Here is a 13005-nt window from a genome sequence, read left to right as displayed (position 1 = left end):
CGCGCCCTTGAGTGCCGGACCGGGAAACGCGCCGATTGCGTCGAATGTGTCGGGTTGGCTGCCCTGCGCGGGCACCGCGTGCAGGAACGTGACCGGCGCGGCCCAGCCGAGATCCGTGGCGAGCCCGGCCAGCGTGCGCGGCAGTGCCTCGCCGGATCGGCTGCCCTCCTCCAGCCGCACCACCTGAATCAAGCTGTCGACGGGCCGGCGGCGTCGAAGTTGCCGGATCTGGCGACGCCATTGCGCTGCGTCGATGCCGTCCGGCGCGGCGTGCACGAGGATCACATCGCCGACCGGCATTGCGCCCGCGCGTTTCAGGCCTGGCGCGACGCCTTCGATCAGCGCGTCCGCGCCGTTCACCAGCAGCCAGCGGGTCCGGTTGCGCCAGCGCCAGCCGTGTGACGTGCGCAACTCGTCGACAAGAAATTGCAGGCGGGCATCGCGTTTCGAAGTCGGCACGGCGTCCGACGCTTTCGCATCCGCGCCGAAACGTGTCCGAAAAGTCGCACCCGCCAACTCGTATGCGCCCACGCGCGACACGAGACCGTGAAGCAGGACAACGCCGAACATCACGCCGACGATCCACAGGCTGGCTGTCTTCCGCGCGTCCGTCGACGGCAAACCCACTGCCGCGCCGTTCACCCAGACAATTGCCAGCGCGAACGCACCAAGAATCACGACAAACGCCGGAAATCCCCATGCAGCAAGAGGACGGGGTTTCGGGGAAGGTTCGGCAATGCTGTCCGGGGTAATAGTCGGTTCTGTTTTCATGTTTTAACTGGATGCGCGTGCACGATCGCGGCCTGCATGGCCGACGCACGATTCAGAATGAGTTGAGGGCAAGCGGCGCCGCATTCCGACGCCGCTGCGGCAGCCAGCCAGCCGGCGGCCACGCCCGCATGACCGACGACCCGATCCGGGTTGTAGCGGGACGCGTAGGTCGTCAAACGCGCCAGGTCCGTGCGGCGACACGCTTCGCCGATCAGCGTATGCTGGTCTTCGGCAAATCCTGTCACCCATGCGTGTTCAATGGCTGGAGGCGCGGCCTTACCCCAGAGCATGCTGAGCGCAATGCCTTCCCCCAACTCATCGGCCAACCTCGAAACAGGGCGGTAGAACGTCGCGCATGGGGCGACTCCCTGCGGCAGGCGAAGGGATTCCGGTACAAGCAGCATGGCAACGCCGCCTTCGGTGCTTTCTTCCGGTGGCACGTCATGCAATGCAGTGGCAATGACCAACAATGGGCGCGGCTCCTTCGCATCCAGCCATTCGTCGATCAGCATCAGGCCGCCGCTTCCGGGAATGGCTTTGCGCTCAAATGCCGGCAAGTGAAAAGCGCCCATCACGATGTGAATCTGCTCCAATGCCGATTCGACTGGCTCACCATCCGTGATGACCAACCGGATCGCCGGCGAAACGCCCGACGCGACCAGTGCCTCGATCATGTCGACCAGCGGCGCCAGCAAGTGAGCATGGAGCTTGCCTTCGCGTGCGAGCGTTGACCGCTGCAGCACCTGCGCGAGCCGCGGATCGGAGGTGTCGTGCTCGGCATCGTCGGGCAGACGAAGATGGCGAATGATCGTGCTGCCGTCGCGCAGCGGCTGGGCCTTCAACACGCTCTCTCCCTCGGCCACGGTCTGGGCAAACGCTCCGCGCTTCAGCGGGAGCTGATAGGTGTAGCCCAGCACATGCAGGAACCGCTGGCCCTCGGCGATCAATTCCCGGCGACGCCGTTCGCGATGGTCGTTGTAATACAGGGCATGCAAATGCTGGCTCTCATAGTGAGCCCGGTTCCACGCGACGAGTGCGAAGAAAACCACGTTGGGCAGACCTGCAATCAGCAACCAGAACCACGCGCCCTGCGCCGGTGTGCTCTTGGGCCACAGTAGCAGCACGGCCCCATCGACGAGCAGCACGCATACCACCCAGACAACAAGCCATACGCGTAGCCCGGGTCCACGTGCCGGATACTGTTTGGGCGGCCCAATCTGCTTCAGATCAACCGGCATCGTCGTGCAGCCCAAGTGCAGCGCCCGCAGGCATATCGGTCGAATCGTGTGCCAGCATGGCGCTTACCTCCCGGAAAACGAGGCCGTCTGCGACGGAATCAGTACCGGATTGGGTCGGCACTCGCACAGACACAGATCATCGGCGAGCGCCGACCGCTTGCCGCCCGCGCCGAATTCCGGAAGCCGCTCTCCCATGCAGCCAATACGGCCATAGGTCTTGCACTCCGGGCACCAGACCGGATCATCCTCGTAGGCCGCAATGCGGCCATCGAGCCTATCCTTGCGATCCGGCGTTTCGACCTGACCGCCGACGTTGGTTCGGTCTCCGTTGCGGATGTATGGGCGACGGCTCATGGGCTTTCCTCGAATATGGGCATAGGCGTTGCCGAATTGCCGTCGGGATCAAGAAGCATCGTTGCGTCGCTCGGCAGCCGAGCGACACAGATGTGCGCGATGCCCTTGTCGTCGGTACGGCCACGGTAGAGCTCCCGCCGGTGGCGGTCATAGACCGCATAGGCGGTGTTGCTCGCCGGGATGTTTCCCGGCACGGCCCATCTTGACGCGATTTCGAAGCACCGCTTGTCCGTGCCAGCGTGCGCCATACCAGACAACACGAGCATGGCCGCAGCGATCAAGCCGCCCCATTCAGAACGCACGTTTCTTGAGCGTGTAGGCATAAAGCGCATATTGCGTATTGGTTTCGCGATCAAACCAGCCACCCTGGCTGATCCCGTCATCGACGTCGTTCCAGGACTTGCCGAAGTCGCTGCTGTAGAACGTGATGTCATGCGGCGCACCCGCGCGATTGGTGTCGCTCGCGTAGACGAGCAGCAGGCCACGCTTTCCCACGCCAAGACCCCCAACCTTGTAACGCTCGTCAAACGTGTGCAGTTGCGTGACCGGCGGCGTCTGGTAGTTGGCCCACGTCGAAATCGCCCCGGTGCGCTTCCCCTTGTCGTTCCGGTCATTCCAGTCGCGAGGAGGACCCAACTTCGACAGCGCGTAGATCGAGTAGGTATAGCCCGGCGGTTCGAGGGTCGAGCCCAGCTGGACGACAACCTGATCCGGCAGCACGACATCCTGCTCGAATTGCGCTGCCTCCCAGCGCAGCCGGTACACCACGCTCGACAGCTGGATCTTGCCGAGCATCGGCACGTAATAGGCGACGCGCAGCGTGCCGTCCGGGCCGAGGTCCATCGCGCTGAACCGCTGCCGTGGCTTGCTGGCATCGGTGGCCATCGGCGGCGGCGGGATTTCCTGCCACGACCGGCCGCCGTCGGCCGTGCGCCAGACGTGCGGCCCCCAGCCGATCGCGTAGCCGCGCTGCGAATCGAGAAAGTACAGACGATTGATGTTGCGGTCCTCCGGCCAATCGAGTTCCGACCAGGTACGGCCCCCATCAACCGTTCGCCAGAGCTTGGCAATGTGAGGTGACAGTCCATTCTCCGGTTCGGGAATCTTATAGTCCATCCAGTCAGTCGCGACGTAGATCGTGTTCCAGTCCTTCGAATACCACCATGCGGTGCCTTGGGCCGGCTGCTGGAACGATCGGGTCATCCCGCCTTCCAGCGTGCCCCGCAGGAAATTCACCGTAGATCGGTTGAGTCTTTCGTGGGAGTTGTTCATCCACGGCTCGGTCGGCTCCGCGACGTCGGGTTTCTTACGCTCGCTCCTTGGCTTGAACGTGATGGCCGGACCGGCCAGCTTGAGTGTCATGACTTCATTGCCGCGCAGAACGAATGCGCCACCGCCATAGGGCTGATCCGCTTTCATGAATTCTGTCGAGACGGTGCTCCAGCCTGGTGTCGTCATGATTCGGTATCCATAAATCGTTACGGTGGCCAGGGTCAGCCCGGCCAGCAAGGTCTTCCAGAAGGATGGGCGCATGTCACTTGTTCATCAGCCGGTTCAATGCCCGATTCACGAGTTCGCTCGATTCATCGCTGATTGCGCCGCCATAGTTCTTCAAGGCCCCTGACATGCTTGATGTGACCTGCTTGTAGGTGTCCACGTCTCCCCATTCTTCGGCGGCGGGGCCGCTCAGAATCAAAGCCATATCGATCGGATTCAACCAGGCCAGACCACCGTCCAGATAGGCGAGGGGGTGCGTCTTGAATGCGAATTTCTTGAAATTCTCCTCGCTTACTTCCAGCTGGTACTGCGGCATCTTCATCTCGAACTTGCCATTACGAGGACTCTTGCTGGCCAGCTTGATCACATCCCCCTGCATGTTCTGCATCAAACCCTTTCCCATGTACTTCTGCAGCGCCCACCGCGCGTTATCCAGCCAGTCTTTCCCCTTCTCGCTCAAACGGGGCTTCAGGCTCGCTCCATAGTTCGAGCAGTAGTAATACCCGTAGCTGATGTAATACGACGGCGGCTTGTGTCCACAGCCGATGTGCCTCATCATGAAATTGCTGTGCCGCGACCAGTCGGAATCCGTGCAGTTCGGCGGAATCAGCTTCTCGCGGCGCTTCAAGAGACGTTCGATGATCTCGACGTCTTTCCAGGGATTGAAATCACGCGCAAATACCTTCATCGCAGCAAACGCGGCTGCGGAAGACGCATTCGAGAGCTTGATCTTTTCGACGGTCTCGGTGTAGCCGCAATTCAGCGGGCGATAGTAGTACTCGCATTCGCCTATGATCGAATCAGCCGCGGGCGGCACGTTGAGGTCGCACTTGCCGATTTCTGCATCGGCCCGCTGCGTGTAGCCCGCTGGCGTCATGTAGGAATGGAAGACGCCGATCACCTTCGGATTTTCGTTTTCAGCCATGTTCAATCGCCCAGAAGCTTGAGTACCGCATCCTGCGGCACGTGACTGTTGGTCAACGAGGTCTCGCCCTTTTCATTGGTTATTCCTTCAGCGATCAGAGTCCCGTCTGAAAACAGCTGGTACTTTGCATTGCCTGCCGGAATCTGCGTGCCCGTCCAGCGCACGACGAACGCCTGATTGAATGCCCCCGTCATCGCCGGTAGCGCAGGAATAGCCGCCGACACGCCCTTCGGACCGAGCTTCTGGTAGGATGCCGAATAGATTGTCCGGTCGCCGCGCGTGCCGTCCTCGATACCGCTGGGCGTGATGCGCAGATACGACCCGCCACATACAAGTAGAATTTCTTCCTTGGCCGTGATGGTCACTCGGCCGTTGGCGCTCGCGATGCTCATCCCGTCATGAGAGACAAGGCTCATCTCGCCATGCTGCGCCTGCACATCGACTTTGCCATTAGCTGCCAATGCCTTGATGCCGTTCTGGTTCGCGAACAGCGAAACAGCTCGCCCGGACGCCACCGTGAAACTACGACCGACGCTGAAATCGGCATTCGCGACAGCCGTCACGGCCAAATTCTCGCCGCCTGAGAGCTGAATGCTCTTGGGCGTAACAACACCGATACCGTCTGGGGCAGACAGCAGAAGAACCGCCTTTTGCAGGTCCTTGAACGCCGTTTCGAGCTGGGTCTGCTGGGCCTTGACCTCCGCCAGCTCCGCCGTCGCGCGCTGGGCAACGGCGCGCATCGTATCGGCCTCCGCGAGCGCAGCCCGAAGCTGGGTCAACGCCGCCTGCATGTCGAGATGCGGCGCATCGGGATTCGCAAACGAATCGGCCGACACAAACAGCCCCTTCGTCGCACGCACCGTGCCCCAGCCCTGCGTCGCCACTTCGAAGCCCTCGCCGCGCTTCCGCTTCTCGCTGTCGACCAGATAACCGAGCGACACCGACGACTTCGCAAACACCGACGCGAGCTTGGCGCCCTCGTGCCCCTTCAGGTCCTCGAAGCGCAGCTTGTTGCCGAGCAGCGGCGAGCGGAACACCGTGCGGCTGTACCACCCCTCCTTGCCGTGCACCAGATCCCGGCGCGCGTAGTCGTGGACGGCGCCCGCGATCAGCAAGCGATCGCAATTCGCCTGCGTCGCGATGATCCGGACCTCGGTACGCGGCAGCAACGGAATGTGCAAGCCGCCGTGAAACGATGCCGACGTGCGCAGCTGGCGCAGCGGCATGCTGTTCGTGCCGCGCTTGCCGCTGTGCCGCGCGAACTGGAATTTCACCCGGTAGCGGCCATGCTCGTCCATCCACGCATACGGCTCGTCGTCGCCGGATTCGATCGTGCCGATGAGCGTCCCGCCGATCCATCTCCAGTGCTTCGGCGGATCGTACTCGGGCCGGTACGTCAGGTGCGCGGGGATCGCCTCGAACGTGTTGGTCACCGACTGCTTCCGGCTGCCCGTCGTGACGAGCTTCGTGATCACGATCCCGTACGGCGCTTCGGGCACGGTGTCGTTGGTCACGCGCACCACCATGCCCGGCGTCATGCCGATCACGTTGCTGGTGCCGGTGATGCGCGTCTGCCGCGTGACCAGTTCGTCGCGCCGCGCGTCGGCCAGCGCCTGCCCTTCGTCGACCGTATGGAAATGCTCGTTGCTGCGGTTCACGCTGCCGAACACCGAGCGGTCGTCGTGGGCGACGATCGACTCGACCTGCAGCGGATCGTCCGGCCGCCGATAATTGTGATCCCGCTCGCGCACGGTCTGCGGCACGAGCGCGCGCGTCACTGCCAGCGTCAGGATCGCCTCGTGCCAGCTGACGAGGCCGGAATTCGGCAGCAGCGGCACCTCCAGCGCCCGCATGTAGCCGCGGGCCGTGTTGCTGAGCACCAGCGTGTCGCGCTGCGGGCCGTCGTCCTTCCTGGCCTGCCTGAAGTAGTAATACACGCCGGCACGTCGGCAATGCCGATCGATGAAATTCGCGACCGTCTCCTCGTACATCACGGTCTGCTCGACTTTCTCGTCCAGCCCGTCCAGATCGAATTCGACGTCGTAGGAATCGAACAGATCGCGATCGACGATCGTGTCGGTCAGCAGCTCGCGGAACGAACGATCGAGGAACACCGCCGAATCGTGCACCTCGCCGAGCAGCGCGAGGCGCGGCTTCAGATGCAGCTGGTAGGTCGCCTCGTCCCGGCTCGTCTTGACCCGCGTCCAGCTCGTGACGATCCCATGCACGGTGCGCGCCGCGTGGCGCACCGGCTCGATCAGGCCCGGCATCGACGGCACCGACGCGTACTCCTCGATCGTGAAGATCGCCGGCCGCCCGACCACCGCCGCGCCGTCGATACGCTTGTCCGGCGAGGTGGCGGTGATGTCCGCCAGGAACGGCGTGTTCATTGCCTCGTTCAGGACGAACGAGAAGACGGACACCGGCGACTGCAGCGTCGCGATCTCGAGATGGAAAGGCTGGGTGACGATTGCGCTCCGGTGCTGGAGCACATCCTGAATGGTTCGCATAGCGCCGCTGTCGTTAGGTTTCCCAACCGGCACGACCGCCCGCGTTGCCGCTACGGACGAGATGCCGTCAGATGCGCACGAGTTAAGCAAATCATCAGGTAAATGTCGATCGTACTGTTCCTAAAATCCGCGCGTTTTCGGCTCGGTGCTGCATGGCACCGACCGGGACGGCAGCGACCTCGATCTCCTGGTCGACGCGCTGCCTGGCGCCACGTTGTTCGACCTGGGCGGCTTGCAGGACGAGTTGGAAACGCTGCTCGGCGTCCATGTCGATCTGCTCACGCCAGCCGACCTGCCGCCGACGTTCCTGGCCGAGGTGCTCGCGGACGCGCAGCCGGTATGAGCTGAAATCGCCTGACGGAAACGCACCGCTCCAGGCTCACGTGCCGCGGGGCACCACTTCGACGCCCGGCACCGCACAAATTCAGAATGATCCTATTGATCGTGTGCATGCACGCCCCTAGCCTGGCCAGGTCGTGCACGCGATGTCGCGCCCGAGACGGTCGCGCAAGAAGCGCGTCCTCATTTACACCTTCTTGGCCTTCAGGATTGCCCCATGGACGAAAAACGAACGGAAAACATCGTGAGAATAACCACCATGATCCAGACCTTTCTCGAGAGAGACCTGAAAGTCCGCGCGGAAGATGCGAAGGTTATCTCGGTCGCGGAGAGCATCGTGGATACGATGCGGGGCGAGTACTACCACCAGGGGCTGCTGGACGCCGCCAGGCTGGTCGAGAAGAAATCCGCCGATATCGTCGAACAACTCAAGTCGTTTGACCTCTACGGAAACTAATTCAGCCTGACGCACGCAGCGCGCACACGAATCGCCCGCTGCCCGATCCGCGAAACCATCGGCGATCCGCACAACCATCCCACGCGCCCCCTCGCGAACACGCGAACGTCGCACGAATCTGCGCGATAATCGCTCACCCCTGAGCGAATAACGCACTCCACGATGGTCTTGCCTGCATGAAAAAAGCCGAACTCGACAAGCGCGACTGGATCGCCGGCCTCGAAAAGGGCCTGATGATCCTCGAAGCGTTCGACAGCCAGCATGCGCGGATGACGCCCACGCAGGCGGCCGCCCGCACCGGCCTCACCCGCACCGCCGCGCGGCGGTACCTGTTGACGCTCGAATCGCTCGGCTACGTGTACACCGACGGCAAGCTCTACGGCCTCACGCCGCGCGTGCTGCGGGTCGGCTGGTCGTATTTCGATTCGGCCCGCCTGCCGCGCCTGGTTCAGCCCTATCTGCAGCAGTTGAGCGCGTCGCTGAACGAATCCGCCTATGTGAGCGTGCTCGACGAATGGGATCTGGTGTTCATCGCGCGCAACGGCGTGTCGCGCGTGATGACGACGGGCTTCGTGCTCGGCGCGCGGGTGCCCGCGCCGCTGACCTCGCCGGGCGTCGTGCTGCTCGCGCACCAGCCGGACCGCGACGCGGTCCGCGCGTGGCTCGACGCCGCCGAGCTCCCGCCGTTCACGCCGCATACGATCACCAACAAGGCGCGGCTGCTCGAACAGATCGACCGGGCGCGCGTCGACGGCTACGCGGTCATCGAACAGCAACTGCAGGTCGGCGTGCGCGGGATCGCGGTGCCGCTGAAGAACCGTCACGGCGAAGTGGTGGCCGCGCTGAGCACGAACATGCCGATCGGCACGGAAACCACCGAGGCCGCCGTGCGGCGCGTGCTGCCGCACCTTCAGGAAACGGCGCTCACGATGCTCAACGTGCTGTGACGACGTCGCGCGGCGGATCCCTGCGCCCCGCGCTCAACCGATCCGCCACCAGCGTGGCAGCAGTTCGCGCACCTCGCGCCGCCGGTAGCGGTCGTCGATCAGGTGGACCACCCCCTCGTCGTGCTCGGTGCGGATCACCCGTCCGGCTGCCTGGACGACCTTCTGCAGCCCCGGGTACAGGTACATGTAGTCGTAGCCGTTGCCGAACCGCGCGTCCATCGCGCGCCGCATCTGCTCGTTGACGTCGTTGACCTGCGGCAGCCCGAGCGTCGCGATGAACGCGCCGATCAGCCGCTCGCCGGCGAGATCGACGCCCTCGGAGAATGCGCCGCCCAGCACCGCGAAACCGACGCCGCGCCCGCCCGGCGCGAAGCGCGCGAGGAACGCGTCGCGCTCGGCCTCGTCCATGCGGGGCGCCTGCTCCCACACCGGCACGTCCGGGTGACGCTCGCGCATCAGCGCGACGACGCGCTGCAGGTAATCGAAGCTGCTCAGGAAACCCAGATAATTGCCGGGCCGCTGCGCGTACTGCGCGGCAATCAGGTCTGCGATCGGCGCGAGCGAGCGGTCGCGGTCGCGCCAGCGCGTCGACACGTGGCTCGCGACGCGCACCGTCAATTGCTCGGCGCGGAACGGCCCGTCGACGTCCAGCCAGCCGGTGTCGCGCGGCAGGCCGAGGGTGTCGCGATAGAAATGGAACGGGCTGAGCGTGCCGGAAAACAGCACGGTCGCATGTGCGGCGGCATAGCGCGGCGCGAGGAATGCGCCCGGGATCACGTTGCGCACGCACAGCGTCGACATCACGCGCCGTCTGCGCGCGGCCGGCGCCCCGCCGCCGATCCCGGGCAGTTGCGGCGCGGGCTCGCCGTGCAGCGTCACGTCGAAGATCGACGCGTCGTCGAACGCCTCCGCCAGCGCCGCGAACTGCAGCGCATCGAAATGAAAACGCAGCAGCGCATCGCCGCTCGCGCGCGGCGCGTCGGCCAGATGCTCGCCGATCGCCGCGACGAGATTCTGCACCGCCGACAGCAGCGGCCCGGGCACCGCCGGCCCTGCGGCGTAACGGCTGTCCTGCGCGCGATTGATCGCGCGCCATGCGCGGCCGAGCCGCTCGAACGCCTTGCGCAGCACCGGCGGCGCGGCATCGCGTGCCGCCGCGAAATCGAACGGATCGAGTGATGCGCTGTACATCTTGCGCGCGCGGTCGAGCAGGTTGTGCGCCTCGTCGACCAGCACGCCGGCCCGCCACTGGTTCTCCTGCGCGAGCGCGTACAGCAGCGCGCTGCCGTCGTAGTAATAGTTGTAGTCGCCGATCACCATGTCGGACCAGCGCGCCAGTTCCTGCGCGAGGTAATACGGACAGACCTCGTGCGTACGCGCGACCGCGCGCACAGCGTCGCGGTCGAGGATGCCGCCGCCGAATGCCGCGTCGCGCGCCGCGGGCAAGCGGTCGTAAAAGCCGCGCGCGAGCGGACACGATTCGCCGTGGCACGCGTTGTCCGGGTACTCGCACGCCTTGTCGCGCGCGACCAGCTCCAGCACGCGCAGCGGCAGCGCGGGCGTGCCGCCGCCGAGCGTGGCGACCGCGTCGAGCGCGAGCGCGCGGCCGGGCGTCTTCGCGGTGAGGAAGAACACGTGATCGAGCCGGTCCTCGCCGCACGCCTTGAGCAGCGGAAACACCGTGCCGAGCGTCTTGCCGATCCCGGTCGGCGCCTGCGCCATCAGGCATCGCCCGTCGCGCGCGGCGCGGTACACGGCCACCGCCAGCTCGCGCTGGCCGGCCCGGAAGCGCCCGTGCGGAAACGCCAGCGCGCGCAGCGCCGCGTTGCGCGCATCGCGGTGCGCGGCCTCGCGCTCGGCCCAGTCGACGAAGCACGCGCACTGCTCGGCGAAGAACGCCGCGAGCGCGCTCGCGGGCAGCGTCTCGGTCAGCCGCGTTTCGCGCTCCGCGTCGATGTCGAAATAGACGAGCGCGACGGTCAGCTCCGCCAGCCCGCGCGCCTCGCACAGCAGGTGTCCGTACACCTTCGCCTGCGCCCAGTGCAGCGCGCGGTGGTTCGCGGGCATCGCGTCGAGATCGCCGCGATAGGTCTTGATCTCCTCGAGCCGGTTCGCCACCGGGTCGTAGCCGTCCGCGCGGCCGCGCACCGTCAGCGTGCGCCACACGCCGCTCAACGCGATCTCGGTCTCGTAGCCGCCGCTGCGCCGCGACGTCACCGCGCCGTGCCCGGCGATCCCTTCCAGCGCGGTCGGCGCGGGCGTGAAACGCAGGTCGAGGTCGCCGCGCCGCGCGGTGAACGCGCACATCGCCCGCACCGCGACGACGTAGCTCATGCGGCGCCTCCCGCCTCGACAGGCGCGCCATCGTCGTCCGACCATTCGACGTCGATCACGCGCACCGGCATTCCGTGCGCGATGCAGTACGCGAGCCAGCGCGTCTGGTTGTCCTGCAGGCGGTCGCCCGGCCCCTTCACTTCCACCAGTTCGTAGCGCCGCTCGGACGGCCAGAACCGGACGAGATCCGGCAGCCCGGAGCGGTTGGCGCGAATGTCGGCGAGCAGGCGCGTGAACCAGAGCCGCAGATGCGCGGGCGGCAGGCACGCCAGCGCGTCGTCGAGCAACGCCGGGCTCAGGACGCCCCAGAACACGAACGGCGATTGAAGCCCCATTTTCGTCGCATGATGGCGGCGGATCGTGTCGCGATACGCGTCGCTGCCGAGCTCGGCGAAGCACTGCGCGAACGTGTCGGCGCGCCGCGCGGCGAAATCGGGCGCGTGCAGGTCGGCCGGCCCGCGCTGGAACGGATGGAAGAACGCGCCCGGCACCGCCGCGAAGATCGCGTCCCAGCACAGCAGCCCGAACAGCGAATTGATCAGCGTGTTCTCGACGTAATGGGCCGGCGCCGCCGGCAGCGCGAGATGGTCGCGCACGGCGAATTCGACGCTCGTCGGCTCGCCCGGGCGCGCCAGCACGAGCGTTTCGCGCGGCGCGGCGGCGGCCGCCGCCGCGCGCGTCACCGCGTGACCGAGACGCCGTTGCAGGCGCGGCAGCATGCGCTCGACGCGCTGGCGCTCCTCGTCGCTTTCGAATGCGGCGCGCGCGTCGAGCGCGAGGGCGAGCGCATCGCCGTCGCGCCCGCAGCGCTCCAGCACCCGCATCCGCCGGTGCCGGCTGCCCGGCCAGCCGCTGCGCGCGTAGACGGTCAGCGCGAGCGGCCATGCTTCGCGCCGCTCGCAGCACTGGCCGAGCCCGTACAGCAGCTTCGCGCGGCGCGTGGCGAGCCATGCCTGCCCGCACGTCACCGCGTCGATCCGGGCGAACAGCGGGTCGAACGGCACGTCGTCCGGCCATGCATCGAGCGCGTCGCGACACGCGTGTAGCGCCAGATACGCATCGACGTCCTCGCGCCGCTGGAACGCCCGCGACGACGACGCGAGCGGCACGCTCTCGTACTGGAAGACGCCGAGATCGGTGAGGACGAATTCGGTCCAGTCCTGATGGAGGTTGCCGAAGAACATCAGCCGCAGGCGGTCGCATTGCGCGCCGACCGTCACGCGCAGCACGCGATCGCCGCTGTCGGGAAACCAGGCGCCGAACGGCCGGGCGGCATCGGCATTGGCATCGGCATCGGCATCGGCATTGGCATCTGCATCGGCGCGCAGGTAGTCGAGCCAGTCTGGCTTGCGCGCGGACGCACAGCCGGCCAGCGTCGGAAACATCCGCAGCAGCTCGGCCTTGGTCGTCAGGTCGAAGATGTCGTCGAGCGTCAGCGGCGGCGCCGGATCGACCCAGCCCAGTTCGACGAGCGGCGCGGCCGCCGCAAGCGTGCAGCCGATCTCGTCGTAGACGAGCTTGCTTGCGCGGAAATCCGGCCCCTTGCGCATCAGCATCCGCACCAGCAGCGCGCGCGACGCTTGCGGCAGCGCCGCGAAATGCCGCAGGAACGCGTGCTCGCCGTCGTCGAGCA

Annotated in this window: 10 protein-coding genes and 2 pseudogenes; 3 read left to right on the top strand and 9 right to left on the bottom strand. The window is 65.8% G+C overall.

All coding sequences use genetic code 11. The features are described 5' to 3' along the window. From LIG30_RS26945 to LIG30_RS02415, 7 genes and pseudogenes are all read right to left on the bottom strand, one after another. A pseudogene (locus LIG30_RS26945) lies at positions 1-771 on the bottom strand (ImcF-related family protein); the annotation flags it as partial. Continuing rightward, positions 768-1916 carry a hypothetical protein gene (locus tag LIG30_RS02435; RefSeq protein ID WP_152985980.1) on the bottom strand — a complete coding sequence of 383 codons (1149 nt, stop codon included), beginning with the start codon at positions 1914-1916 and terminating at the stop codon, positions 768-770. The gene LIG30_RS02435 and the pseudogene LIG30_RS26945, both read right to left, overlap by 4 nt. Before the next feature lie 156 nt (positions 1917-2072). Beyond that, positions 2073-2363: a PAAR domain-containing protein gene (locus LIG30_RS24850; protein ID WP_038709358.1), complete on the bottom strand. Its 291-nt coding sequence runs from the start codon at positions 2361-2363 to the stop codon at positions 2073-2075. Further along, positions 2360-2665, bottom strand: coding sequence for a hypothetical protein (locus tag LIG30_RS02430; protein ID WP_152985979.1), 306 nt, complete (start codon positions 2663-2665; stop codon positions 2360-2362). Before LIG30_RS02430 ends, LIG30_RS24850 begins: the two co-directional genes overlap by 4 nt. Then, the gene (locus LIG30_RS02425) at positions 2655-3896 is read right to left on the bottom strand and encodes a WD40/YVTN/BNR-like repeat-containing protein (RefSeq protein WP_326973029.1); all 1242 of its coding nucleotides are present in this window, start codon (positions 3894-3896) and stop codon (positions 2655-2657) included. The genes LIG30_RS02430 and LIG30_RS02425 overlap by 11 nt, the downstream gene beginning before the upstream one ends. A 1-nt stretch (position 3897) precedes the next feature. Next, positions 3898-4785, bottom strand: coding sequence for a hypothetical protein (locus tag LIG30_RS02420; RefSeq protein WP_038709355.1), 888 nt, complete (start codon positions 4783-4785; stop codon positions 3898-3900). 2 nt (positions 4786-4787) lie between these two features. Then, complete coding sequence (locus LIG30_RS02415; protein ID WP_083493863.1) at positions 4788-7295, bottom strand: type VI secretion system Vgr family protein; 2508 nt, start codon at positions 7293-7295, stop codon at positions 4788-4790. 124 nt (positions 7296-7419) lie between these two features. Between LIG30_RS02415 and LIG30_RS02410 the strand changes: the two are divergent. The 3 genes and pseudogenes from LIG30_RS02410 to LIG30_RS02400 form a co-directional block, all read left to right on the top strand. After that, positions 7420-7638, top strand: a pseudogene (locus LIG30_RS02410) (nucleotidyltransferase family protein); the annotation flags it as partial. Between the two features lie 213 nt (positions 7639-7851). Beyond that, positions 7852-8091, top strand: coding sequence for a DUF2164 family protein (locus LIG30_RS02405; protein ID WP_038709353.1), 240 nt, complete (start codon positions 7852-7854; stop codon positions 8089-8091). 176 nt (positions 8092-8267) lie between these two features. Next, the gene (locus LIG30_RS02400; RefSeq protein ID WP_038709352.1) at positions 8268-9038 is read left to right on the top strand and encodes an IclR family transcriptional regulator domain-containing protein; all 771 of its coding nucleotides are present in this window, start codon (positions 8268-8270) and stop codon (positions 9036-9038) included. 33 nt (positions 9039-9071) lie between these two features. Here LIG30_RS02400 and LIG30_RS02395 read toward each other — a convergent pair whose 3' ends face one another. After that, on the bottom strand, positions 9072-11372 hold the full coding sequence (locus LIG30_RS02395) for an ATP-dependent DNA helicase (protein WP_038709351.1): 2301 nt from the start codon (positions 11370-11372) through the stop codon (positions 9072-9074). Beyond that, positions 11369-13005: VRR-NUC domain-containing protein (locus LIG30_RS02390; RefSeq protein WP_038709350.1), on the bottom strand; the 1637-nt coding region annotated here is incomplete at its 5' end. The genes LIG30_RS02390 and LIG30_RS02395, both read right to left, overlap by 4 nt.

Source organism: Burkholderia sp. lig30, assembly GCF_000687455.2.
Taxonomy (GTDB): domain Bacteria; phylum Pseudomonadota; class Gammaproteobacteria; order Burkholderiales; family Burkholderiaceae; genus Burkholderia.
This window is presented reverse-complemented; position numbering and strand designations above follow the sequence as displayed.